This is a genomic window from Herbaspirillum sp. C7C8 (genome assembly GCF_022627875.1).
GTDB lineage: Bacteria > Pseudomonadota > Gammaproteobacteria > Burkholderiales > Burkholderiaceae_D > Herbaspirillum.
Map to the genome: position 1 here is coordinate 295,406 of NZ_JABXGG010000004.1, position 25,874 is coordinate 321,279.

Genomic DNA, 25,874 nt, shown 5'->3' on the forward strand with positions numbered 1-25,874 from the left:
GCGCTTTTTTCGATGGGCTTATCGAGAAAATCGATAAGACGATCAGGCCTTCACTGCCGGCTCGGTATTGCGCAGGCGGATGTGCAGCTCGCGCAGCTGCTTCTCGTCCACTTCCGAAGGCGCATGGGTCAGCAGGCACTGGGCGCGCTGGGTCTTGGGGAAGGCGATCACGTCGCGAATCGATTCGGCACCGGCCATCATGGTGACCAGGCGGTCCAGGCCGAAGGCGATGCCGCCGTGCGGGGGCGCGCCGTATTGCAGGGCGTCCAGCAGGAAGCCGAACTTCAGGCGGGCTTCCTCGTCATCGATCTTCAGGGCACGGAACACCTTGCTCTGCACGTCGGCGCGGTGGATACGGACCGAACCGCCGCCCAGTTCCCAACCGTTCAACACCATGTCGTAGGCCTTGGCGATGGCCGCACCCGGGTTGGTCGAGATGAAGTCTTCGTGGCCATCCTTGGGCGAGGTGAACGGGTGGTGCAGGGCGACCCAGCGCTGGCCGTCTTCGTCGTATTCGAACATGGGGAAGTCGACCACCCACAGCGGACGCCATGCGTCGTCGAACAGGCCGTTCTTCTTGCCGAATTCGCTGTGGCCGATCTTCACGCGCAGCGCGCCGATGGCGTCGTTGACCACCTTGGCCTTGTCGGCACCGAAGAAGATCAGGTCGCCGTCTTGTGCGCCGGTCTTCTCGATGATGGCGTTCAGGGCCGCATCGTGGATGTTCTTGACGATGGGCGACTGCAGGCCGTCACGACCCTTGGCCTTTTCATTGACCTTGATGTAGGCCAGGCCCTTGGCGCCGTAGATGGCGACGAACTGGGTGTAGGCGTCGATTTCCGAACGCGGCATTTCTGCACCGCCCGGCACGCGCAGGCCGACCACGCGGCCGCCTTCGCTGTTGGCCGCACCCGAGAAGACCTTGAAGTCCACGTCCTTCATGACATCGGTCAGCTCGGTGAATTCCAGCTTGACGCGCATGTCCGGCTTGTCCGAACCATACATGCCCATGGCGGTGGCGAAGTCCATCACCGGGAACGGGTTCGGCAGGTCGATGTCCAGCGCGTTCTTGAAGACCAGGCGGATCATGCCTTCGAACAGGTCACGGATTTCCTGTTCGTTGAGGAAGGAAGTTTCGCAGTCGATCTGGGTGAATTCGGGCTGGCGGTCAGCGCGCAGGTCTTCGTCGCGGAAGCACTTGGTGATCTGGTAGTAGCGGTCGAAGTTGGCCACCATCAGCAGCTGCTTGAACAGCTGGGGCGACTGCGGCAGGGCGAAGAATTCACCGGCGTTCACACGCGAGGGCACCAGGTAGTCGCGGGCGCCTTCCGGGGTGGACTTGGTCAGCATCGGGGTTTCGATGTCGATGAAGCCTTGCGCATCCAGGAACTTGCGCACTTCCATGGCGACCTTGTAGCGCAGGCGCAGGTTGTTCTGCATCTGCGGACGACGCAGGTCCAGCACGCGGTGGGTCAGGCGGGTGGTTTCGGACAGGCTGTCGTCATCGAGCTGGAACGGCGGCGTCACCGACGGGTTCAGCACTTCCAGTTCGTGGCACAGCACTTCGATCTTGCCCGACTTCAGGTTGGCGTTGGTGGTGCCTTCCGGACGGTTGCGCACGAGACCGGTGATGCGCAGGCAGAACTCATTGCGCACCGATTCGGCGTTCTTGAAGACATCCGCGCGATCCGGATCGCAGACCACCTGGACCAGGCCTTCACGGTCGCGCAGGTCGATGAAGATCACGCCGCCGTGATCGCGGCGACGGTGCACCCAGCCGCACAGGCTGACGGTTTGGCCGAGCAGTGCCTCGGTAGTGAGGCCACAGTATTGGGTTCGCATGGACATGGTTGTGATTCCGTTGACAGTGTTCTTGTTGAATTCGAAAGAGAAGACGCTAAGGGCGAAGGCGGGGCTGGCCGGGCAAGGAGCCGGCCGCCCCCTCAATTCTTCGGCGCCGCCGCGTCGGTGATGATCTTCTTGTCGGTGGCCATCTCGGGGGCGACCACGCCCATGGAGACGATGTACTTCAGGGCTGCATCCACCGACATGTCGAGCTCGATGGCATCGGCACGCGGCAGCATCAGGAAGAAACCGGAAGTCGGGTTGGGCGTGGTGGGCACATACACGCTGATGAAGTCGCCCTGCAGATGGTTCTTGACTTCACCACCCGGCGCGCCGGTCAGGAAGGCGATGGTCCACGACCCCTGGCGCGGGTACTGGATCAGCACGGCCTTGCGGAAGGCGTTGCCGGAGGGCGAGAACAGCGTATCGGAGACCTGCTTGACGCTGGAGTAGATCGACTTCACCACCGGGATGCGGGTCAGCATGCCTTCCCACAAGAGGACCAGGCGGCGACCGATGAAGTTGCGCGCGGCCAGGCCCGTGAGGAACACGATGAGCAAGGTCAGGATCGCGCCCAGGCCCGGGATGTTGTGGCCCAGCCAGTGCGCCGGCCGCCAGGCCTCCGGCAACAGCAGCAGCGACTGGTCCATGGTACTGATGATCAGGTTCAGCACCCACAGCGTGATGGCCAGGGGAACCAGGATCAGCAGACCCGTGATGAAGTATTTGCGCATGGGGGAAGGATGGCCTCGTTAGCTGGCGCTGGGGGTGGAGGGCGCCGCCGCAGGGGCCGCGGCAGGTGCAGGCGCAGGGGCCGCAGCAGCCGGCGCCGCAGCAGCGGGAGCATCCGCAGCAGGGGCCGGGGCGTCGGCGGAACCAGCGATGCCGGTGCCATTGGCACCCTTGCTGTTGGCCGAGCCACTGCCATTGCCCCGGAAATCGGTCACATACCAGCCCGAACCCTTCAACTGGAAGCCGGCCGCAGTCAACTGCTTGCGGAAACTGTCCTGGTGGCAGGAGGGGCAAACGGTCAACGCATCGTCAGAGATCTTCTGCAAAACATCCTTGGCAAAACCACACGCTTGGCAGCGATACGCGTAAATGGGCATGAAAACTCCGCAAAAAACTTCCAAAACCCTGAATTATAAAGGCTTTTGGCGGAGTTTTACTGAACCTGCCCGCGCGGGCGATGCGCTGACGCGACGGCCTGTACCGCCGCACCCGGCAAATATTTGCTTTTTGGAAATTTTATTCACCACCCTGCCCGGCCGGCGCTGCCTTTGCGGCTCAACTCTCCACCGGAGCGGCACGGCTGCTGCGCAGGGTGTCGAGAAATTCACTACACCACCAATGCACGTCAAACCGGCGGATGTTCTCCATCAGCGCGGCGTGGCGCTCGCGCCGTTCGCTCTGCGACATCTGCAGGGCCTGCTGAATCACCTGGGCGGCACCATGGGTGTCGTAGGGGTTGATGATGAGCGCCTGTTTCATCTGCTCGGCGGCCCCCGCAAAGCGCGACAGCACCAGCACGCCCGGATCGTCCGGATCCTGGGCGGCGACGAATTCCTTGGCCACCAGATTCATGCCATCGCGCAGGGGCGTGACCAGGGCCACGGCGCAGGCCCGGTACAGCCCGGGCAGGCGGCGGCGCGCCACGGTGCGGTGGATGTAGCGGATCGGCATCCAGTCGAAGTCGCCGAAGTCGCCATTGATGGAACCGCACAGGCTTTCCAGCTCGCGCTGGATGTCGCCGTAGGCTTCCACGTCCTCGCGGCTGGGTGAGGCAATCTGCAGGAGCGTAGCGCTGTGGCGGTTCTCCGGATACAGGCGCAGCAACTCGCGGAAGGCGCGGATGCGCTGCGGCAGGCCCTTGGAGTAATCCAGCCGGTCCACTCCGATCAGCAGGCGCCGGCGCGAATACTCGGCCTTGGTACTTTCATAGGTATCGCGCGCCTCCTTGGCCTGACCCAGGCGCTGGAACTCGGCCACATCGATGCCGATCGGGAAGGCATTGGCATGCACCGTGCGGTTGAAGGCGCGGAACTGGTTGGGACCGACCGGCTCGGCCGTGGCTTCAGCCTGCACGTACTGGGCGAAGTGCTGCAGGTCGGCGTGGTTCTGGAAGCCCACCAGATCGTAGGCAAACAGTGCGCGCATGAGCCATTCATGCGAAGGGATGGCGGTGAGGATGGGCGGCGGCGGCAAGGGGATGTGCAGGAAGAAACCAATGCGCGCCTCGCAGCCCATGGCGCGCAGTTCGGCGGCCAGCGGGATGAGGTGGTAATCGTGGATCCAGACGATGTCATCGCGCTTCAACAGCGGAAACAATTTACGCGCGAAGAGCTGATTGACGCGGCGATAACCGCCCAGGTGGCCAGCCTCGAAATGCGCGAGATCGAGGCGATAGTGGAACACCGGCCACAGCACACCATTGGCATAGCCGCGATAGTAGGCGTCATGGTCTTCCTGCGACAGATCGAGTTCGGCCAGGGTCACGGGACCGGCCTGGTTGACGCGCAGCTCACCCTCGCCGGGCGTGCCGTTCTCGATGACCTTGCCGCTCCAGCCGAACCAGAGTCCGCCGGTCTTCTTGAGGGTTTCGCCCAGGGCAACGGCCAGACCGCCCGCAGCAGGCTTGCGTGGATCGGCAAGGCGATTGGAAACAACGACGAGTCTGGCCATCAGATTACCGCCTCCCACGATGCCGACAGGCGCATCGCACAGTTGATGATGCCCACCATCGAATAGGTCTGCGGGAAGTTGCCCCACATCTGGCGCGTGACCGGATGCGTGTCCTCGGACAGCAGGCCCAGGTGGTTGCGGGCATCCAGCATGGCCTGGAAGATCTCGCGCGCCTGCTCCTTGCGGCCGATGCGCGCCAGCGCGTCGATGCGCCAGAAGGTGCAGATGTTGAACGCGGTCTCGGGACGGCCGAAGTCGTCCGGAGCCTCGTAGCGGCGCATGTAGGGGCCATCGCAGAGCGATTTCTCCAGCGCTTCCACGGTGGAGATGAAGCGCGGATCGGTAGGCGAAATCAGGCCCACTTCCACCATCAGCAACACGCTGGCATCCAGGTCGCGGCCGCCGAAGCTTTCGGCATAGGCCTGGCGTTGCTCGTTCCAGGCTTCGCTGAGGATGCGCTCGCCGATTTCCTTGGCTCGGTCGCCCCAGTAGCGGGCACGCTCGGGCAGGTCGACGCGCGCAGCGATCTTGGCCAGGCGGTCACAGGCGGCCCAGCTCATCAGTGCCGACGAGGTATGGATGCGCGAGCGCGTACGCAACTCCCACATGCCGGCATCGGGCTGGTTGTAGACCTCGTAGGCACGTTCGCCTACGGCTTCCAGATGCTGGAAGTGCTCGGCGCCGGCGCGATGATGCAGGCGCATGTCGTGGAAGGCCTGCGCCGCACCCAGCACGATGTTGCCGTAGACGTCATGCTGGAAATGCTCGTAAGCCTGGTTGCCCACGCGCACCGGCTGGTGGTGCTGGTAACCCGGCAGGTGGCCGAGGATCTGCTCGGGCAATGCCTCTTCCAGGCCGATGCCATACAGGGGCTGCACATGGCCGCCACCGGAACGCACCACCACATTGGTCAGCCAGCGCAGGTAGTCCTCCATGGTGCCCAGTTCGGAGAGACTGTTGAGGGCACGCACCACGAAGAAAGCGTCACGCAGCCAGCAATAACGGTAGTCCCAGTTGCGCTGGCTGCCCGGTGCTTCGGGCACGCTGGTGGTCATGGCGGCAATGATGGCGCCGGTATCTTCATACACCGACAATTTCAGGGTGATGGCGGCACGGATGACCGCGTCCTGCCACTCCAGCGGGGTGGCCAGGGCACGGCTCCAGTTGCGCCAGTAGGCGGTGGTTTCCTGTTCGAAATCGCGGGCGGTATCGTTGATGCCGCCATGCAGAGTTTCATCCGGGCCGAGAATGAAGTTGTACGGGCGGCTGACCACGAAGGCGGTCTCGTCGACGATGTAGCTGATGGGCGCATCGGTATTGAGGCGCAGGGTCTGCTCCTGACCGACATAGCGGATATGGTTGCTGCCGCGCGTCTGCGGCGGCGCTTCGCGGCCCCAGTCGAACTTCGGACGCAGCACCACGCGCATGCGCGGTGCCCCCGAAAGCGGATGGATGCGGCGTACCAGTTGCAGCGGACGGAAGAAACGACCACGGCTCTGGAAGCGCGGCGCCAGGTCGGTGATCTCGATGCCCTGCCCCAGCGTGTCGTAGAGGCGGGTGCGCAGCACCGCGGTATTGGGTTCATACCACTGCTCGCTGTGGGAGAAATTCTCCAGCTGGAAAGACCACAGTGCGCCATTGTCGGTGGGATCGAGCAGGGCATTGAAGACTGGATCGCCGTCGAAGCGCGGCAGGCAGCACCAGACGATGCGGCCCATCTTGTCCACCAGGGCCGAGAAGGCGCAATTGCCGATCACGCCCAGCTCCAGCGAAGAGGTCGAGGGCAGATCATGGGCCTGGGCGGCCAGATGCGGTTGTTCGGAATGCTGCGTCTGGGAGTGCGGCTGCGGTTGCGACTCTTGCCGCGGATCGGGACTGGGCTGGCTCATGGTTCCTCGTGCTCTGTTCTGTGGATCAGATTTCTTGATGGAAGGCGATGTGCTGCGGGGGCCGGCAGGCATGCCGGCATTACGGTTCTCAGGAGTTGCTGCGCCCCTCCACGCTCTGGCGCAGCAGGTCCAGCACGGCGGCCGGATCGGCCAGGCGCTGCAAAGCCTGACTGGGACCGGTGCCAATCTTGATGCCAAGTCCGCCGAAGACCTCCCCCTGCGCGATGGCAAATCCGGCTTCATCGGTGACGTCATCGCCGATGAAGACAGGACGTCGGCCCCGGAAAGGCGCTTCATGCAGGAAGGCGGCGACGGCATCGCCCTTGTTGATGTGCGGCTTGGCCTCCACCACCATCTTGCCGTGCAGCAAGGTAAAGCCGGGTTCGTGGCGCAGCGCATCCATCATGGTTTCCACGCAGCGCTGCTCCAGATGGGCGGCGTGGCGGTAATGCAGCGCCAGGGCCCCGCGCTTGAGTTCAAGCTGCAAGCCGGCATGCGACTCGACCAGCGGCAGCAGGCGCTGGCGCAGATGATGCACGTCCGGCACCGGCTGCTGCAGGATGCGGCCATCGGCCGTGCGGCGCTCGGCACCATGCACGCCCGCCGCCGGCAGGCGTAGCGGGGCCAGGAAGAAGTCCAGTTGATCAAGCGGGCGGCCGCTGACGATGGCCAGCGCGCCGTCCGATTCTTGCTGGATGCGCTGCAGGAGCGTGATCAGCTGCGGCGGTACCACGATCTCTTCAGGCTGGGGCGCCAGGTCGACCAGGGTGCCGTCGAAGTCCAGAAACAACGCATCGGCAGCAACATCGTAGGGGCGAATGTGCTCAGTCATGCCATTTCAGGTTGATGTAAGGCAAATAAGTTCCGGCTTGATCTCGAATTATTGCCAATCATATATCAAATAAATTCGAAACTCCGGCGACGAACTTCTTTGACAGCAGCTGGCCCAGCAGTTCTGATGAGCTGGCGCAAAAAGACAAAACGGCCGCGCGGCAAGGCCGGGCGACCGTTTCAGTGCGGCAGGAGAGGGTCAGGACTGCATGCTGCCCTCGGCCGGGGCCACCGCCATGGGCGGAACCGGGGCCAGCACCTGGGGCATCAGGGAGCCGACCACCATGCCGCCGATGGAGACCAGCAGACCGGCCAGCTGGGGCGGCCACAGGCCATCCGGGGCCAGGTATTCCAGGGCAATCCAGGAGACCAGGCCCAGCACCATGGCCATCAACGCGCCCTGGCGGGTGGCGCGCGGCCAGTACACGCCGAACGCCAGCGGCACGAAGGCGGCGACCAGAGTGACCTTGTAGGCATTCTCGACCATCTCGTAGATGCTGGACTGGCTGTTGAGGGCCAGCGAGGTCACGCCTACGGTAAAGAGCAGCACCACGGCGCGCATCGAGAAGAGGAATTCACGATCGTTCTTCCACGGGCGAATCTCCTTGAGGACGTTCTCGGTGAAGGTCACCGAGGGGGCCAGCAGTGTCGCACTGGCGCAGCTCTTGATGGCCGACAGCAGCGCGCCGAAGAACATCACCTGGGCGAATACCGGCATCTTTTCCATGATCAGGGTCGGGAGCACCAGCTGGGAGTCAGTTTCCAGCAGGCGCGAGACCATGGCCGGATCGATCAGCGTGGCCGAATAGGCCAGGAAGATCGGGATGAAGACGAAGAAGAAATAGATCACGCCCCCCAGCACCGAGGCATTGCGCGCCACGTTCTCGTTCTTGGAGGACATCACGCGCTGGAACACGTCCTGCTGCGGGATCGACCCCAGCATCATGGTGATCCAGGCGGCAAAGAACCAGAGCACGTCCTTCAGTTCGGCCGCCGGCCAGAAATTGAACTTGCCGGCCGCCGCCGCATGGGCGATGACCACTCCCGGCCCGCCGACCATGCCCGACACTTCATATCCGATGTAGAGCATACCGACCACCACGATGATCATCTGCAGGAAGTCGGTGATGGCAACGGCCCACATGCCCCCCATCAGGGTATAGATCAGTACGCTGCCGGCACCGATGATCATGCCCCAGTGCATGGGAATGTAGCCACCCGAGACGACATTGAAGACCAGCCCCAGCGCCTTGATCTGTGCGGCCACCCAGCCCAGGTAGGAAATGACGATGCAGATCGTGACCAGCATTTCGGCAGCGCGACCGAAGCGCTTCTTGTAATAGTCGCCGATGGTCAGCAGATTCATGCGGTAGAGCCGCTTGGCGAAGAAAACGCCAACCAGGATCAGGCACAGGGAGGAGCCGAAGGGATCGGCCACGATACCGCCCAAGCCCTCCTGAAGGAAGGTCGAGGACACGCCCAGCACGGCCTCGGACCCGAACCAGGTCGCAAAGACGGTCGCGGTCACCACCGACATCGGCAGCGAACGGCCGGCCACGGCGTAGTCCTTCGAACTCTTCACATAGCGGGTGGCATACAAGCCGATTCCGACCGAGATGACCCAATAGAGGACGACGAACCAGAGCAGTGCATTCATGCCTTTTTCCTTGCAGGGGGGGTAAGAAAAACGCGCATTATAGCGGCAACTTCCTCGCGCAAAGCCGCTTGCGGCAAGACTTTTCATCTGTCGCCGTCAGGCCACAGCCGCGCTGGCCAGCCAGTACGGACGGTCTGCTGCGCAAGCAAGAATTGCTCCTGCCCGCAGGCGGTCGGCATTGAAGATGTTGTCAGGGAGGATTGAAGCGGAAGTGAAGCCTGCTGCACCACCGGAGCGGCAGCGCAGCAGAGGAGGATTCAGGCGCCTTCGTTGTTGCGCTCGTAGGAGGGGCAGCCGTTCTTGCCCCAGTTGCCGTCGCACAGCTTCCACAGGCAGCGTTCCCGTGCAAACACCGACAGCGCGCTGCATTGCCTGACCTGCTCGGCCAGGGTCGGCAGGGACGGCACCTGGACCACGTCCGGCGCTGGCGCCACGGCCTGGGCGCGTTCCGCCTTGGCGCGGGCCTTGGCCAGCTGCGCCTCGGCCTCGCGACGACGCTGCTCGCGCAGGGCCAGGGCGGCATCCTCGCGGCGATGGCGGGCTTCAGCCGCGGCACGCTTCTGGGCCAGTTGATGGGCGCGCTCGTCGGCTTCCTGTTGCAATTGGGCAATCACTTCGGGGCCAGGGGCGTCGCTGGCGCTGGCGCTGGCGGCCACCGGATCGGCGCTGACCATCGGGGCCAGCGGCTCGGGCGGGACGGATCTGGACTGGGGTGGCAATGGCTGCATGACCGGCTTGAGCGCGCGCTGGGGCCAATGCGTACCCAGCCACAGGGCCAGCCCGATGATGGCCAGGGTCAGCAACGAGACCAGCAAAGCCCCCCGCATCGAAGCCTGCGGCTGCGCCTGGCTGCGCGGCCCGCGTGCGCTGCGGCGGGCCATGGGCGCTGGCTCTTGCTGCGCCGACGCCTCCGCGACGGCTTGTTCGATCGGCTGGCTGGCGCTGGTGGCCGAGGTGGCCACGGCCGCGGTAACCGCCGCGGCGGCCACGGCTGCGGCGGTGATGTGCGAGGCACGCACTTCGAGTTCCTCCTCGCTCAGTACCTGTGGCACCGTGGCCGTGCGCACGGGTGCATGCGCTTGACCGGCATGCGGCGCATGCGCGCACACGCCCTCGCTGGCGGCGCGCCGGTCGCGATCTTCCCCTGAACGCTCCAGAACTTGCATTGGAATTCCCCTGTTTGCGCTACCGGCCACCCTCCTGGCGGCCCTGGTGTGCTCCCTCACGTCCGTGCTTGCTTGCCTGGTCTCCAGAAGCGGGTAACTTCACCCCAAGGCATGTTTTGATACTGCGTTTGTTTTTTTGGACGGATGGCTATTTTGCGCCGAAATTTCTGAAAGGCAAAACAAAAATGCGGCTGTGCAAAAAATATCTGCATCCCAAGCCGGACGGGACTTGCCGGGCTATCAAGAAACGATGTGCAAAAAGAAACGGCAGCCCCGTTTCCAGGACTGCCGCTTGACATGCCGACAACAAGATTGGCTCAGTCGACGATCTTTTCCAGTGCAAACAGATCTGCCGGATTCTCGCGCGCACGGACCAGGTGGACTTGCGCGCCATCGACCAGCACCTCGGCCGCCCGGCCGCGGGTGTTGTAGTTGGAGGCCATGGTCATGCCGTAGGCGCCGGCCGACATCAGTGCCAGCAGATCGCCCTGGCCGATGGCCAGTTCGCGCGAGCGGGCCAGCCAGTCGCCGGATTCACATACCGGGCCGACGACGTCGTAGATGCGGGGCTGGCCGGCGTTTTCCTTCACTGTCTTGACGCCATGCCAGGCTTCGTACATGGCCGGACGCATCAGATCGTTCATGGCGGCATCGACCACGGCGAAGTTTTTTTCTTCACCATGCTTGAGGTATTGCACCTCGGTCAGCAACAGGCCGGCATTGCCGACCACCGAGCGACCCGGCTCGAACATGACCTGGATGGGGCGGCCCTGGTACTTGCTGGCACGCCAGGCATCGACGCGGGCGAACACGCGCGCCAGGTAATCACCGATGGCCACCGGTTGCTCGTCGTCGTAACGGATACCGATGCCGCCGCCGATATCGAGGTGGTGAATCGGAATGCCCTCGGCTTCCAGCGCGTCAACCATGTCGATGATCTTCTCCAGCGCTTCCAGCAGGGGCGAGTCGTCCAGCAGCTGCGAGCCGATGTGGCAGTCGATGCCCACCACTTCGATGTTGGGCAGGGCGGCAGCGGCGCGGTAGCAGTTCAGCGCATCTTCATAGGCCACGCCGAACTTGTTTTCCTTCAGGCCGGTGGAGATGTAGGGATGGGTCTTGGCGTCCACATTGGGATTGACGCGCAGCGAGATGCGCGCACGCTTGCCCAGTGCACCGGCCACTTCGTTCAGGCGCGCCACTTCGGGGATGGATTCGACGTTGAAGCAGAGGATGTCGTGCTCCAGTGCCAGCTTCATTTCGTCGCGGCCCTTGCCCACGCCCGAGAAGATCACCTTGCGTGCATCGCCGCCGGCGGCCACCACGCGCAGCAGTTCGCCGCCGGAAACGATGTCGAAACCCGAACCCAGCTTGCCCAGCAGGTTCAGCACCGCCAGGTTGGAATTGGACTTGACCGAGTAGCACACCAGGGCGCCGCCCTTGGCACCGTCGGTGCGGCCGGCCGCGCGGCAGGCATCGGCATAGGCCGAGAAATTCTGCACCAGCGCTGCGCTGGAATAGACATAGAGCGGGGTGCCGAACTGTTCAGCCAGCGCTTGCAGGGAGACATCTTCGGCGTGCAGCACGCCGTTGCGATAGGAGAAGTGGGACATGGGGTTCCGGAAAGGTCAGCGCAAAGATCAGCGGAAAAATCGGTTCGACAAGGAAATCCGGCGCGGTCCCTCCTTCATGCTTTTTGGGGGACCGGCCGCGATGCAGCCAGATGTTTCAGTCCGGCATCATCGTTTGGGCGTGTCGGCGGAGGTGTCGGCAGAGACCGCACCCTCCTGGCCGGCCGCCTTGTCCTTGGCCGGAGCGACCGGCTGGGTGCGCACGAACGGGTCGGGCGGCACCTTGGGCATGTACAGCGGACCTTTCTGGCCGCAACCGGCCAGCATCAGGACGGCGGCGCACAGCGCCAGGGAAGCTGCACAACGGAAGGGAGAATGGGGTGACTTCACGATAAAATGACGGATTACATCGAAATCTTAGAATGACTTGGAGTGTAGCATGACCGAATCGGAATTCCTGGACCTGGCTGACGCCACCCTCAACGCCATCGAGACGGCCCTGGAAGACGCCTGCGACGCCAGTGAGCTGGACGTGGAATGCAGTCGCAGCGGCAACGTGCTGGAAATCGAATGCGTGGACAATGGTTCCAAGATCATCATCAACAGCCAGGCCCCCATGCAGGAAATGTGGCTGGCCGCGCGCTCCGGCGGCTTCCACTACAAATATGACGGCCGACACTGGCTCAACACCCGCGATGGCAGCGAGCTTTACGCCACACTGTCGGAAGTGGTCAGCAGCCAGGCGGGCGTACCCGTCACCATCCAGCCCTGAGCCGGCGCGGCGCCGGTCCGTGCATCCTGCCGCTGCGGCGGCTGCCTGCCCGCGCGCCCTTCCGACTTGCACCGTCCAAGACAATCAACCTGCAGCATTCATGCGTCGATCCCTCCGACATCCTGCCTTCCTGTTCCTGCAGCGCGGACTGGCGCGCCTGCGCTGGATCCTGGTGCTGACCTTGCTGGCCGTGGCAGCAGCACTGCTGCTGCCACCGCTGGTGGCACGCTTGAACCATGACCACAGCCCCCAAACCCTGGCAGCCGAAAAAGACCTGCAGGCCATTGCCGCAGGCCTTGAGCGCTATCGCCAGGACAACGGTCGCTACCCCAGTGGCGCCCAGGGCCTGCTGGCGCTGGTGATCAAGCCCACGCGGCCGCCCGTGCCGGGCAACTGGCAGATCGGCGGCTACGTCGATCGCCTGCCGCGCGACCCCTGGGGCAACTCCTACCAATACGGGGCCGATGATGAGGGCAGTCGCTACGAACTCTATTCTTTCGGCGCAGCTGGCCCGGATGGCGGTGCCGATGGCGAGCAGGTCATCAGCCTGCACTGAGCTTGTGCCGCGGGCGGCCGGCGCCGCCCGGAGTCTTTCTCAGGGCCTGTTCAGGCCACATCCGGGAAAGCCGTGCGCAGCCGGTACTGACGCTGCCGGTAATTGCCTTCGGGACCGCTGAACCCACAGTCGACGTCGCCGAACAGACGGCTCACGCGGTTGATGGCCGCACGCTGGGCTTCGGTCTGCACCGCGATCAGGCGACGTTTGCTGCGGGCATGATGAGCGCAGATGTCCACCACCAGACAGTGACCGTAATCAGCCTGCTTGATATCGATGAGCAGCGCTTCCGGCTTGGTCAGCCCAAAGATGGCCGCCAGCTCGATGCGCGCACTGAGGAAGGGATTGCTGTTGCGCAGGCGCTCGCTGAGCTGCTGGCGTGCCTGCAGCGCCCATGACGGGCCCTGCTCCTGGACCGTGAAGGCGTGCAAGGCTTGCATCGCAGCAGCATCGCCCTGGCTGGCGGCCTGCTGCCACCAGTACAGGGCCTTGACGTCATGCAGGGGATCATCACGGCGATTGCGCCAGAAGATCTGTGCCAACTCGCACTGCGCTTGCACCAGTCCCGCTTCGGCGGCCTTCTCCAGATATTGCTGGGCCACCTGCAGATTGCGCTGCGAATAGATCGAGCGCGAATAGATACGCGCCAGTGCATGCCATGCCTGAGCCGCACCGCCCTCCCCGGCCAACAGCAACCAGTGCAGTGCCTTCTTGAAATTGGCCAGGCCTTGTTCCATGAACACCCGATTGCCGGCACGGTCAATCTTGGCGCACAACAGGCCCAGCTCCAGGCGCGCCTCGACATTGCCGGCCAGCGCCGCCAGTTCGAACAGGCGCAGCAGCTGGCCCAGGTCAGGTTGCTGCGTACCCGCCTGCCACTGACCATAACGCAGCAGCAACGTAGCTTCCTCGCTGTTGAGCCGGACCAGCCCGGCACCGTCGCTCTCTTTCTCCAGCTGCGCCAGCGCGACGCTGTTGCGCTCCATCAGGCGCTTGACCAGTATCGCGGCACCGCGCGCGAAGGCCGCACCCTGGCCCTGCTGCCAGGCCTTGTCCAGCAGGGCGTACTGCGCCTGCTCGATGCCCGCACGGGCTGCTTCGCGTACCAGATTCTCCTCGACCGCCGAGGCCGCCAGGCCAGGTACCATGGGCTGCCCGTGACGCTGCATCTGCTGCGCCAGCAGCCATTGAGCCTCGTGATCGTCGCGGCTGGCCAGCAAGGACAATGCAGCAATGGCGCGAGCATGGGTATTGCTGTCGAACTGTGCGGTGTGCTCCAGCACCAGGCGCGCGAAGATCACGCCAGCCTGCGGCACGCCCGCTTCAAACGCCTTCTCGTACCAGATGGCCGCTTCCTGGGGCGAGGACAATTCCTTGACTTGCTCATAGGTGATATTGCGGCCGATGATCATCCACGCATCATCGACCCCCTGTTGCGCAGCGCGGCGCAGCCAGTAGAAGGCCGTTCCCTTGCTGCGCGGCAGTCCGCTGCCACCGCTCAGGTAGCGCCGGCCCAGGGCCAGCTGTGCGCGCGATTCACCGGCGCGGGCGGCCTTGATGACGGCCAGTTCTTCTCTCGTTGCCATGTTCTTGTTCCTTTCTCAGCAAGCCCGACAGTCAAAAGCTGCAGGCAAAAACATCCCCGCTGGCGCAGCAGGCTGCGTCAGTCCGGTGTGCATCAAAAACTAAGTATTTGAATGCGGCCCGCCAGTGCATGAGTGGGCGGTGCGATGCGCGGATCATGGATGAGGATGAACTCGACGCGCATCGAAATAGCGCTCTTATTAGAGCAGTGCGCTGCAAAAAAGTGCGCAATGACGAGAGCTTATTACGCTTTCTTTACTGACATCAAGACCCGCTACCAGTAAGGGTTTCGTCAGCATTTGACGATGCTAAAGCGAGCTTTTTGCGGTGCCACAAACGGCCTTCCAGCGTGGCCGCGCGCCGCCAGGCGCACCAAATTGGTTTGGAATGCGAGGAAGAAAATGGGGACGCCACGAAAATGGTGCATTCGTGCGCGGCGGAGAAAACACTGTTACAGAAACTAACAAAATGAAACGCCCTGTACACATGAAAAAAAGCGCCGCATGAACCTCATGCGGCGCTTCTCTTGCTCTGTTGCAGATCAAACTGCGCCGCCGGGAAGACGACGCAGTTCAAGTCACATTAGAACTTGTGACGGATACCCACGGCGACGGCGCCCTGGTTGCCATCGGTACCGGTGGCGTTGGAAACGCCCGGGTTGTTCAGGTCGCTAGCCTTGGTGTAAGCCATGAAGGCGTACAGGTCGGTGCGCTTGGACAGCCAGTAGTCGGTACCCAGGCTGACTTGAGTCAGCTTGGCCTTGGTCGACACGCCGTCGAAGTCGGCACGGGTGTGATCCACGGCAGCCAGCAGCTTCAGGGACGGGCTCAGGGAGTAAGCGGTACCCAGTTCGTAGATGTCAGCCTTCTTGGAGTTGGCCAGGGTACGGTTGGCGATGCTGGTCAGCGAACCGACACCAGCGGCGCTCAGGTTGGTCTGGCTGTTCAGATCTTGCTTGACGCGCGAGTAGTTACCGTACACACGTGCCGGGCCGAACTGATACGACGCTGCCACGTTCAAGACCTTCTGAGCGGTGCTGCCAGCCAGGTTGCTTTCGCTGGCCACGCTGGTGGTGGTGGTGCTGCTCAGCAGGGAGGTGTCAGCCGCGGTCGAACCAGCCTTGGACTGGTAGTAGGTGATGCCCAGACCCAGAGGACCGTTGTCGTACTTGCCGCCGACGCCGAAGGCTTGACCAGCGGAGGTCTGACCAGCGGTTTCGCCGAAGCCGTACATCAGGTTACCGGTGAAGCCGTTCAGGTTCGAGGTGGTGTAGCTGATGGAGTTGTTGGTACGGGTGCCTTGCAGGCGATCCAGGCCCGAACCGGAGTTGCTGACCCAGCCGCCGAAGTCGGCCACGGCGGTGTAAGCGGAGATGGTGTCAGCGAAGTCGGTTTGACGACCGACCAGCACGCTACCGAAACCACCAGTCAGACCCACGACCGACTTGCGACGGAACAGGGTGTTGCTGGTCTTGGAGTCGTCCAGAGCACCGGTATCGTTGGAGAAGCCAGCTTCCAGGTTGAACACGGCCGACAGACCGCCGCCCAGATCTTCAACACCCTTGAAGCCGATACGCGAACCCTGAATGACGCCCGAATTCAGGCCGAACTTGCTGCCGGTGCCACCGGAGGTGGTAGCAACCTTGCTTTGGTAGACAACACCGGTATCGACGATACCGTAGATCGTGACGGAGCTTTGCGCATGGGCTGCGCCTGCGAACGCGCCCAGAACGGCGAGTGCCAGCAGAGATTTTTTCATGTGACGTCCTTCTCTAAAAATAGTCTTGAGGATCCGCACTTGCAGTCGGATGGGCAAACATTAATGCTTCTCGCCGCGCGTGACTGCACCTTGGTCGATAGAAGTGATTTTTTAGACGGGAGCGAAAGATTGAAATGGCAATTGTTGTATTTTTTTATCGTCAATTTCCATGGCGCGCTTGCGATCCGGCTGCGGGATCGGCTCGCATCAAGGAAAAAGCGCCGATATCTCTACCGGCGCTTCTCGTGATTTCTAACATTTTGATACATCTTGCCAGCAGAGCTTGACTGCGCCCTCATTCTTTTTCAGGATCACCGACCAGCTTCTTCAACAGATCCGACTTCAATTGCTGGCGCTGTGCCGAGGCGTTCTTGCGATGTGCACCGGCCCCACCGGCACGCTGCTGTGCCGCCAGGGCCACCGGATTGCGTGGCCTGGACTGCGATGGCTCGACGCGAAAACTCAGCTTCTGCCGCGTTCCCAGGGTCTTGTTGGCCATCCCGATCTCCTCGCCTGCTGGCGTTAGAGCACGTAGCGCGACATGTCCTCATCCACGGCCAGCTCACCCAGACGCTCGTTGACGTACGCGGCATCGATGAGCAGGCCATCCACACCGGCTTCGCCGGCCGTGAAGGAAATCTCTTCCAGCAGCTTTTCCATCACGGTGTAGAGACGACGTGCACCGATGTTCTCGGTCTTCTCATTGACCGTGTGCGAAATCTCGGCCAGGCGCTGGATGCCGCTGTCGGCGAATTCGATCTTCACGCCTTCGGTGGCCAGCAGCGCTTCATACTGCTTGGTGAGGCAGGCATCGGTGCCGGTCAGGATGCGCTCGAAATCGGCGATGGAGAGCGAATCGAGCTCCACGCGGATCGGGAAGCGGCCCTGCAGTTCCGGAATCAGATCGGAGGGCTTGGACAGGTGGAATGCACCGGAGGCGATGAAGAGGATGTGATCGGTCTTGATCATGCCGTACTTGGTGTTGACGGTCGTGCCTTCCACCAGCGGCAGCAGATCACGCTGCACACCGGCGCGGGAGACGTCGGCATTGCCGTTCTGCGAGCGGGTGGCGATCTTGTCGATCTCGTCCAGGAAGACGATGCCGTTCTGCTCGACGTTGGCGATGGCCTTCTGCTTGAGTTCTTCCTCGTTGACCAGCTTGGCCGCCTCTTCCTCGATCAACAGCTTCATGGCTTCCTTGATCTTGATCTTGCGCGCCTTCTTGCGCTGGTTGCCCAGGCCGGAGAACATCGACTTGATCTGCTCGGTCATTTCTTCCATACCCGGGGGCGCCATGATTTCCATCGACGGTGCAGCGTCATTGAGTTCCAGCTCGATCTCGCGATCATCCAGCGCCCCTTCGCGCAGACGCTTGCGGAAGGTCTGGCGGGTGGTGTTCTTGTCGTCCTTCTCCGGGCTGGCATTGCCATCGGGCGTAAAACCGAAATCGCGGGCCGGCGGCAGCAGCACATCGAGGACGCGATCTTCGGCCGCATCTTCAGCGCGGGTGCGCACCTTGCGCGTTTCCAGCTCGCGGGTCTGCTTGATACCGATGTCAACCAGGTCGCGGATGATGGTGTCCACGTCGCGGCCCACATAGCCGACTTCGGTGAACTTGGTGGCTTCGATCTTGATGAAAGGCGCATCGGCCAGCTTGGCCAGGCGACGTGCAATCTCGGTCTTGCCCACGCCGGTCGGGCCGATCATGAGGATGTTCTTGGGCGTGATCTCGTGGCGCAGCGGCTCCTCGATCTGCTGGCGGCGCCAGCGGTTGCGCAGGGCGATAGCCACCGCGCGCTTGGCGCGGGCCTGGCCGACGACGTGCTTGTCGAGTTCGGAGACGATTTCCTTGGGAGTCATATTCATGGTGGTGATCTTTTCGCTGTGACGATTCATCGGAGAAATAGGCAGGAAATGCGCGCTGCGCGGCTTATTCCAGCGTCTCGATGATGTGGTTCAGGTTGGTGTAGATGCACAGCTCACCGGCGATGGTCAGGGATTTCTTGACGATCTCGGCCGGCGCCAGGTCGGTGTTGTCGTACAGGGCCTTGGCCGCCGATTGCGCATAGCTGCCACCGGAGCCGATGGCGCCGATGCCGTCATTGGGTTCGAGCACGTCGCCATTGCCGGTGATGACCAGGGTGGTTTCCTTGTCGGCACACAGGAGCATGGCTTCCAGGCGACGCAGCATGCGGTCGGTGCGCCAGTCCTTGGCCAGTTCGACCGAGGCACGCATCAGGTTGCCCTGGTGCTTTTCCAGCTTGGCTTCAAACAGATCGAGCAGGGTGAAAGCGTCGGCCGTGCCGCCGGCGAAACCGACCAGGACTTTGCCGTGATAGAGCTTGCGCACCTTGCGCGCACTGCCCTTCATGACGATGTTGCCAAGCGTCACCTGGCCGTCGCCGCCTAGCGCGACCTGATTGCCGCGACGGACGGAAAGGATGGTGGTGCCGTGAAATTGTTCCATGCTTGCCTCTGTTCAATATGTGCCTGGGAGCCGCGGAGGGACGTACCGATTCCGCATTCCTGTCGAGATGGGGCTGGCCCGCCGGATTGCAAGTCATGAGATCGGAAGGGCCGCCGTCGAGGCCGATATTGTACGCCCGCAAGGAAAACGGGCGCCCGGGCCACAAGGCCGGGGCGCCCGTCTCAGGCAGCGGGAGCGATTACACCGAAATGGTCATCAGGCTGGCATTGCCGCCCGCGGCCGTGGTGTTGACGCACAGAGCGCGCTCGGCCAGCAGGCGCCACAGAGGGATGGCGCCGTCTTCGCTGCACAGGATCAGCGGCACCAGCGCACCCTCACGGGCGGCCAGGCGTACCCGCCAGGGGGCAGCCTGATGGCTGTCCACCAGGGCCGCCTGCAGCGGCTCGGCATCGAGCTGGCTGGCGCGGCGGATGGCCGCACGCACCGGGGCCGGCAAGCCAGCCGGCAGCAGCGCTGCCGTGGCCTCGTCGACCACCACCGTATTGCCGGTGGCAAAGGCTGCGGCCAGCTGATTCAACAGCGTACCGACACTGGCGGCCACGCACAGCACCAGGCCGCGCGGGGCGAAGGCCAGGGTATTGCGCTCGCCGGTCGGCCCGGGCAGCAGGAGGCTGCGCTGCAGCAGGCTGTCGCGGTGATAGCGCTGGCCGCTGGCGGCCAGGCGTTCATGGCCGTGCGTGCGGGCCCAGTCCAGCAGACTGTCCAGCAGGCTGTTGGGTACGTCCGCGGGTTGTGCGCGGGTCAGCTCTTCGTGCAGTTGCGCATGGCGTTGCAGGCGCTTGAGGTAGAGCGGACCACCGGCCTTGGGACCGGTACCGGACTTGCCTTCGCCGCCGAAGGGCTGCACGCCCACCACCGCGCCGACGATGTTGCGATTGACGTAGATGTTGCCCACGTGGGCGTGCCGGGCCACGAAATCGATGGTCTCGTCGATGCGCGAATGCACGCCCAGGGTCAGGCCATAGCCGGTGGCGTTGATGGCGTCGATGAGCTGCGCCAGGGCATCGCGGCGATAGCGCAGCACGTGCAGCACCGGGCCGAAGACTTCGCGCTGCAGTTGTCCCAGGTCGTCGATCTCGATGACGGTCGGGGGCACGAAAGTACCGTGCTGGCAATCCTCGCCCAGCGGCAGCTGGTGGACGGCACGCGCACTCTTGCGCATGCGCTCGATGTGGGCCAGCAGGTTCTGCCGGGCCTCGGCATCGATGACCGGGCCGATGTCGGTGGAGAGACGGTCCGGGCGGCCCACGCGCAGTTCGGCCATGGCCCCCTTCAACATTTCCAGAGTGCGGTCGGCGATGTCTTCCTGCAGGCACAGGATGCGCAGGGCCGAGCAACGCTGGCCGGCGCTGTCGAAGGCCGAGGACAGCACGTCCTGCACCACCTGCTCGGCCAGGGCCGAGGAATCCACGATCAGGGCATTCTGGCCGCCGGTCTCGGCAATGAGCGGGACCTCGCCGTGTTCACCGCTGCCATCGCCATCATCATGCTTGCGCTGGGCCAGGGTGCGATTGATGAGCTGTGCCACTTCAGTGGAGCCGGTGAAGATCACGCCCTTGACGCGCGCATCCGAGGTCAGCGCGGCGCCCACGGTCTCACCACGGCCCGGCAGCAATTGCAGGGCGGCGCGCGGGACACCCGCCTCATGCAGCAGTTGCACGGCGCGATGGGCGATCAGCGCGGTCTGCTCGGCCGGCTTGGCCAGCACCACATTGCCGGCAGCCAGGGCGGCACTGACTTCACCGATGAAGATCGCCAGCGGGAAATTCCACGGACTGATGCACACCACCGGTCCCCAGGCCAGCACGTTGCCGTCATGGCGCGAGGCGATGGCGTAGTAGCGCAGGAAATCCACCGCTTCGCGCACTTCGGCAATCGCATTGGGCAGCGACTTGCCGGCTTCACGCACGGCCAGGGCCATGAGCTCGGCGATATTTTCTTCCAGCAGGTCGGCCGCGCGTTCCAGCATGGCGGCGCGCTCGGCGGCCGGGGTCGATTGCCATTGCGGTGCATAGGCAGTCGCTGCGGTGAGCGCGGTATCGACATCGGCCACGGTGGCTTCGCTGACCTGACCCACGACTTCGCGATGGTCGGCCGGGTTGCGTACGAGCTGTGCAGCCTGGGCAACGATGTCGTCGGCGATTAGCGGCGCGGCCTGCCACTGGCGCTGGGCCATGGAGACGAACAACTGGCCCAGTTGCTGCAGGCGTGATTCGTTGGAGAGATCAATGCCTGCTGAATTCTTGCGCTCCTGGCCATACAGCTGCTGCGGCAGGGCAATGGCCGGATGCGGCACGCCGCCCTGGGCGCGCACGGTCTCGATGGGATCCGCCACCAGACGATCCAGCGGCACGGCCTCGTCCACGATCTGGTTGACGAAGGAAGAGTTGGCACCATTCTCCAGCAGACGGCGCACGAGATAGGCCAGCAGCGTCTGGTGCGAACCGACCGGCGCATAGATGCGGCAGGCCTTGCCCAGGTTGTCGGCACCGACCACCTGGTCGTACAGGGTCTCGCCCATGCCGTGCAGGCACTGGAATTCGTAGTTGTCGATCTGGTGCTGCCTGGCCCAGTGATAGATCGCCGCCAGCGTATGCGCATTGTGCGTGGCGAACTGCGGATAGATGACGTCGGTGGCGGCCAGCAGCTTCTGCGCGCAGGTCAGGTAGGACAGGTCGGTATGCAGCTTGCGGGTGTAGACCGGATAGCCTTCCAGGCCATCGACCTGGGCGCGCTTGATTTCGCTATCCCAATAAGCGCCCTTGACCAGGCGGATCATCAGGCGACGACCGTTGCGGCGGGCCAGATCGACCAGATAGTCGATGACGAAGGGGCAGCGCTTCTGGTAGCCCTGCACCACGAAGCCCAGGCCCTCGAAACCGGCCAGGTCGGGATCGGCCACCAGCACTTCCATCATGTCCAGCGACAGTTCCAGGCGGTCAGCTTCCTCGGCATCGATGTTCAGGCCAATGTTGTATTGCTTGGCCAGCAGCAGCAACTGCTTCAGGCGCGGCAGCAGTTCGCCCATCACGCGCGCATGCTGGGCGCGCGAGTAGCGCGGATGCAGGGCCGACAGCTTGACCGAGATGCCCGGGCCGTCCTTGATGCCGCGACCATTGGAAGCGCGGCCGATGGCGTGGATGGCGCTCTCGTAGGACTGGTAGTAGGCATCGGCATCGTGCATGGTCAGTGCCGCTTCGCCCAGCATGTCGTAGGAATAGCGATAGCCGCGCTTTTCGTTGTCGCGGCTGTTTTCCAGCGCCTCATCGATGGTCTGGCCGGTCACGAACTGATTGCCCAGCATACGCATGGCCAGGTCCACGCCCTTGCGGATGAGCGGTTCGCCGCCCTTGCCGATGAGGCGCGTGATGGCTTGCGTGAGGCCGCTTTCGCTGCTGGTGGAGACCAGCTTGCCGGTAATGAGCAGACCCCAGGTGGCGGCATTGACGAACAGTGAGGGCGACTCGCCCAGATGCTTGCGCCAGTCGCCCTTGCTGATCTTGTCGGCGATGAGACGGTCGGCGGTCTGGCGGTCGGGGATGCGCAAGAGTGCCTCGGCCAGGCACATCAGCGCCACCCCCTCTTCCGAGGACAGCGAGAACTCGTGCATCAGCGCATCGACGCCGGAGGACCGGGTGCGCTTCTCGCGCACCTGCTGCACCAGCTTCCTGGCCAGTTGCTGGGTGGCATCCTTCCAGGGTTGCTGGCCCTGCACCTGCTGCAGCAGCCATTGCACGGCCTCGCGCTCGTCGCGACGATAGGCGGCGGTGATGGCCGCACGCAGCGGGCTGGGGGCCGGCAGCAACTCGGCCTGGAAAGTGCCAAAGGGCAGGCTGGAAGCGGAGGCCGCAGGGGCGGCGGAGGCGACGGTGGTCATGGTCTGGAGTCGAAATGGGATGGAAATGGGCAACCGGATTCTATGTGCTTGATGCCAATATTAATTCTGTATTTGAACCTCATACCCAATATTTAATTTGGCATATTGAAATTATACAAACTTAAATTTTCCACAATTCGGCAGCATCGGCGTCTTGTGCAGAGCTGTCGCGGCTTGCGGCGGTGGCAAGCGCTGCGAATCGGCCCGAACCGGTGCAAGCAAGGGCCTGGTCAGCGGGAATCACAAATAATTCGAAGCATTCTTCGGTTCATTTCGAGTTTTGCCGAGGATTTTCGGTGTTTTTCTGGCAAGCCGAACGCGTCGAACAAGAATGACGGCCCATCATTGCTCCGGGCTTGCTCATGGATACCACCCGCCAGTTGTTGTCCCGTCTGCTGCGCTTTTCTGCGGCAAGGTGACGGAACAAGAGGCCTTGAAGGCGCTGAATGACCAGACTGCGCGCGAGCGGCTTTCGCGCTTGATCTGCAGGGTGGAAAGTGAGTGGGATGCGGCCAGGCTGGAGGCGCGATGGTCATGGCTGACACGTAGTGAGAATGGTGTGCCGGCGCGGTTGAATGCCGAGGGATTTGAGCAATTCAAAAAGCATGCGAGGGCGCTTTGCATCGATCACAAAGAGGTTTTTATGGCGAAGTGGCGGTTCAATCCGCGAGAATTCCTTGCGGCATTCAGAAGAAACGGATGGATTAGTCTGGAAGAAATGACGCAGACGATTCCTAGAGAAATAACAATTGAGAAAAAGTCGATCAATGTCACTTGGGAAGATGCACTGAAGAGGATGACACTAGGAACGAAAAACAAGGATGGACAAACCTTTCCGCCGAATCTTCATCGAAAACTGCCTCACCTGCTCAAGCGCTACTTTATCTCTGCTTCTCATTTGAGAACAGCGCATTTTCTAAGTCAGGTTTTCGCAGAAACAGGGATGCTGACTTCTGTATTTGAGTCAGGTAATTCACGCTATTTCCGAACCATGTACGAAACCATTACTGAAGACGAATGTGCTGAAGATCATCGAAACCGGGGTAGCGCTGTGTGGCGTCTGCGGTACACATATAAGTCAGACGGAACAGAATATTCTTTGGAAGAATATAAAAAGGTACGGCCTCCACAGGTGAAAGCCAAAGCAAAGAGTTTGGGAAATCTTCATCCTGGGGATGGTGAAAGGTTCAGAGGACGTGGTCTCATTCAATTGACGGGCCGCACAAACTACCTGGAATACAGCGCCTACCGAGGAAAAAACTTTACTGAAGAAGGACGAGAGGAACTGTTAGGAAACGATATACATACCGCCGTTGACTCTGCCCTCAAATATTGGCTCAGCAGAACCTATCGCGGTCTGAATATCAATCGTCACGCTGACGCCGGCGACTCAAATACGCAATTGGTTCTAGTCACGAAGGCCGTCAATGGAGGCAAAACGCATATTGATCTCCGTGGGGCATTTCTCGACTACCTCATCCGATTTCTTGGCGACGAGAAGTATGTTTCTGCCGATATTTCTATGCTCCAAAGGGAGAAAAACAAATGAGCCCAAGTAGATTTTTTATGGTGTTCTGCCTTAGTTTTCTTATGCAATATTCCAGCTGGGCGACTCCTTTCAAGCCGGAGCAATTTGAAAATTTACCATTGGAACTAATGGACGATTGCGACTTGAAAATCCATTTTCCCGCGTCCATTAGTTCAGCTGGATGCAGTGGGGGTCTTAACGAACACGGCTACGTAATTCTAGACATCGAATACTTTCTCCAACAATTCATACACAACGACGCCGTAAGACACATCTCCGGAATTGTCGAAAAAAATGTGTTTGAAAAATATATGGACGGTGGCGCGCGAGGCGTGGTCCTAGCCCGAGAATCGGGCGCTAACGGGCAGCTCCCGGATAATGGAAAGCCCGTTCTTCAGCCGGAGACAATGGAAAGTCTATGCGCAAGAAGCGAACTCGACATTGAGAGAAAAGTCATCAAGTCTGATAACTGGTCAGGCTATCTGTGGGCACGTAGATCGCGGCCAAAACACGCTGATCTAGCGGGCAACTGCATGACTTCTGATCTGTCGGATACCTGCTTCGTAGCGATCATCGGCAATCGATCCAGGATCTTGCACTTCGGCCCAGCCTGCTTGCCAACAAAACGCAAGAAAACCCATCCTGCCGATTTTGACTTTGAGGACTTCCTCACGATGATTCGCAGCATCAGATTCAATACGGACTAATTTTCTTTTTACTTATCTTTCCCGATCAGGTCCCCTGGCTACTTGCGCCATCCGCTCGAAAGAACCATCTTCCATTCAGGAGAATATCGTTGGACATGTGTCTGCTCTATTGCTCGCTCTTATTCACGGCCACGCTGGCGACCACCAGCATGGCAGGAAACCGCGAAGCCTTCGCACGTGACGTTAGAAGTGACGTCCGACGCACATGTCTTCTCGATATGCAGCTACCGCCCAGTGCAGCCTTCATCACCTGTGCGGACCTTCCCCACTACCCTGGCGCCAAGGTGCTGCAGATAGGCCATTATCCGCAGGACTTTCCGGGACCTGGCCTATTGGCCTTCACGGAGGGTTTTCTCTCTGGACAATCGACGCAGGACTATCTCGCTTCAGGCATCTCGGACTGGATCGCCGTCCCTGCGCCCACTGGCGATTTGGATCAGAACGATGATGCGATACAGCTCAACGAATACGGTGTGGATTTTCTCTGGGCCACCCGGCCAGATGAGATCAAACGCGAGAAGCTTCGCGGCAAGGACTGGACCGGCTATCTCTGGACCCGGCGCACGGAGCCGACGCGCAAAGAGATGGGCGATGCGACACCCAAGCGGCCACAACGATGTTTCATCGCCTTGATCGGCAATCAAAAAAATAGCCTGGAGTTCGCCACCTGCCTTGCCCGAGACCGTAATCCCCGAGCGCCGAACGAACTGCATTATCGAGACTTCATGCGCGCATTGAAGAGCATTAAGTTTGGTCACTGGCGATTACCCTGGTCTCCGTAATAAAGATTCATGCAGGCGATGCACTCAGCCTTCAAGCAAAAAAAGCGCAGCCCGAGAGCTGCGCTTTTTCATGGGATTTCACTGCAAATGATTTATATCATTTACCCGTTTCTTCACCACGCACTGAAACCACCCATCATCCCTCACCCAGATAAGCCGCCTTCACCCGCGGATCATCCAGCAT

Annotated in this window: 21 protein-coding genes; 5 read left to right on the top strand and 16 right to left on the bottom strand. The window is 61.9% G+C overall.

The window, feature by feature from the left end:
• Positions 1-42: 42 nt before the first annotated feature.
• The 10 genes from aspS to lptM all read right to left on the bottom strand — a co-directional run bounded on the left by aspS (position 43) and on the right by lptM (position 12,028).
• Positions 43-1,848, bottom strand: coding sequence for an aspartate--tRNA ligase (gene aspS / locus HWE01_RS07800; RefSeq protein WP_112068518.1), 1,806 nt, complete (start codon positions 1,846-1,848; stop codon positions 43-45).
• 95 nt (positions 1,849-1,943) lie between these two features.
• A complete protein-coding gene (locus HWE01_RS07805; protein ID WP_008334322.1) occupies positions 1,944-2,579 on the bottom strand; it encodes a DUF502 domain-containing protein in 636 nt (211 codons plus the stop codon).
• An 18-nt stretch (positions 2,580-2,597) separates the two neighbouring features.
• Entirely contained in the window at positions 2,598-2,954 is a 357-nt protein-coding gene (locus tag HWE01_RS07810; protein WP_034351585.1) for an FmdB family zinc ribbon protein, read from the bottom strand.
• A 178-nt stretch (positions 2,955-3,132) separates the two neighbouring features.
• A complete protein-coding gene (gene otsA / locus HWE01_RS07815; RefSeq protein ID WP_008334317.1) occupies positions 3,133-4,527 on the bottom strand; it encodes an alpha,alpha-trehalose-phosphate synthase (UDP-forming) in 1,395 nt (464 codons plus the stop codon).
• Positions 4,527-6,416, bottom strand: coding sequence for a glycoside hydrolase family 15 protein (locus HWE01_RS07820; RefSeq protein WP_241821479.1), 1,890 nt, complete (start codon positions 6,414-6,416; stop codon positions 4,527-4,529). Before HWE01_RS07820 ends, otsA begins: the two co-directional genes overlap by 1 nt.
• Positions 6,417-6,504: 88 nt before the next feature.
• Positions 6,505-7,248: a trehalose-phosphatase gene (otsB, locus tag HWE01_RS07825; protein WP_008334313.1), complete on the bottom strand. Its 744-nt coding sequence runs from the start codon at positions 7,246-7,248 to the stop codon at positions 6,505-6,507.
• 198 nt (positions 7,249-7,446) lie between these two features.
• Positions 7,447-8,904: a high affinity choline transporter 1 gene (locus HWE01_RS07830; protein ID WP_008334310.1), complete on the bottom strand. Its 1,458-nt coding sequence runs from the start codon at positions 8,902-8,904 to the stop codon at positions 7,447-7,449.
• 257 nt (positions 8,905-9,161) lie between these two features.
• Entirely contained in the window at positions 9,162-10,070 is a 909-nt protein-coding gene (locus HWE01_RS07835) for a phage tail protein (RefSeq protein WP_241821480.1), read from the bottom strand.
• 317 nt (positions 10,071-10,387) lie between these two features.
• Positions 10,388-11,680, bottom strand: coding sequence for a diaminopimelate decarboxylase (gene lysA, locus HWE01_RS07840; RefSeq protein WP_008334306.1), 1,293 nt, complete (start codon positions 11,678-11,680; stop codon positions 10,388-10,390).
• 126 nt (positions 11,681-11,806) lie between these two features.
• Positions 11,807-12,028 (bottom strand): LPS translocon maturation chaperone LptM, encoded by a 222-nt coding sequence (lptM, locus tag HWE01_RS07845; protein ID WP_034351583.1) that lies wholly within the window; start codon positions 12,026-12,028, stop codon positions 11,807-11,809.
• Between the two features lie 49 nt (positions 12,029-12,077).
• Between lptM and cyaY the strand changes: the two genes are divergently transcribed.
• Both cyaY and gspG read left to right on the top strand, forming a co-directional pair.
• Positions 12,078-12,410, top strand: coding sequence for an iron donor protein CyaY (gene cyaY / locus HWE01_RS07850; protein WP_175342985.1), 333 nt, complete (start codon positions 12,078-12,080; stop codon positions 12,408-12,410).
• Positions 12,411-12,510: 100 nt separating this feature from the next.
• A complete protein-coding gene (gspG, locus tag HWE01_RS07855; protein WP_008334298.1) occupies positions 12,511-12,966 on the top strand; it encodes a type II secretion system major pseudopilin GspG in 456 nt (151 codons plus the stop codon).
• A gap of 50 nt (positions 12,967-13,016) precedes the next feature.
• Here gspG and HWE01_RS07860 read toward each other — a convergent pair whose 3' ends face one another.
• From HWE01_RS07860 to putA, 6 genes are all read right to left on the bottom strand, one after another.
• Positions 13,017-14,552 (bottom strand): tetratricopeptide repeat protein, encoded by a 1,536-nt coding sequence (locus HWE01_RS07860; RefSeq protein WP_008334297.1) that lies wholly within the window; start codon positions 14,550-14,552, stop codon positions 13,017-13,019.
• 580 nt (positions 14,553-15,132) lie between these two features.
• The gene (locus HWE01_RS07865; RefSeq protein ID WP_008334296.1) at positions 15,133-16,308 is read right to left on the bottom strand and encodes a porin; all 1,176 of its coding nucleotides are present in this window, start codon (positions 16,306-16,308) and stop codon (positions 15,133-15,135) included.
• A gap of 295 nt (positions 16,309-16,603) precedes the next feature.
• Positions 16,604-16,807, bottom strand: coding sequence for a hypothetical protein (locus tag HWE01_RS07870; RefSeq protein ID WP_008334294.1), 204 nt, complete (start codon positions 16,805-16,807; stop codon positions 16,604-16,606).
• A 23-nt stretch (positions 16,808-16,830) separates the two neighbouring features.
• Positions 16,831-18,174: an ATP-dependent protease ATPase subunit HslU gene (hslU, locus tag HWE01_RS07875; RefSeq protein WP_034351754.1), complete on the bottom strand. Its 1,344-nt coding sequence runs from the start codon at positions 18,172-18,174 to the stop codon at positions 16,831-16,833.
• A gap of 64 nt (positions 18,175-18,238) precedes the next feature.
• A complete protein-coding gene (gene hslV, locus HWE01_RS07880; RefSeq protein WP_008334281.1) occupies positions 18,239-18,775 on the bottom strand; it encodes an ATP-dependent protease subunit HslV in 537 nt (178 codons plus the stop codon).
• A gap of 199 nt (positions 18,776-18,974) precedes the next feature.
• The gene (gene putA / locus HWE01_RS07885) at positions 18,975-22,673 is read right to left on the bottom strand and encodes a trifunctional transcriptional regulator/proline dehydrogenase/L-glutamate gamma-semialdehyde dehydrogenase (RefSeq protein ID WP_241821481.1); all 3,699 of its coding nucleotides are present in this window, start codon (positions 22,671-22,673) and stop codon (positions 18,975-18,977) included.
• Positions 22,674-23,004: 331 nt separating this feature from the next.
• Here putA and HWE01_RS07890 point away from each other — a divergent pair, with 331 nt between their 5' ends.
• The 3 genes from HWE01_RS07890 (at position 23,005) to HWE01_RS07900 (ending at position 25,690) form a co-directional block, all read left to right on the top strand.
• Positions 23,005-24,222, top strand: a complete 1,218-nt coding sequence (locus tag HWE01_RS07890) for a hypothetical protein (RefSeq protein WP_241821482.1) — start codon at positions 23,005-23,007, stop codon at positions 24,220-24,222.
• A complete protein-coding gene (locus tag HWE01_RS07895) occupies positions 24,219-24,908 on the top strand; it encodes a hypothetical protein (protein WP_241821483.1) in 690 nt (229 codons plus the stop codon). The genes HWE01_RS07890 and HWE01_RS07895 overlap by 4 nt, the downstream gene beginning before the upstream one ends.
• 95 nt (positions 24,909-25,003) lie before the next feature.
• Positions 25,004-25,690, top strand: a complete 687-nt coding sequence (locus tag HWE01_RS07900; protein ID WP_241821484.1) for a hypothetical protein — start codon at positions 25,004-25,006, stop codon at positions 25,688-25,690.
• The last annotated feature ends 184 nt before the right edge of the window (positions 25,691-25,874 follow it).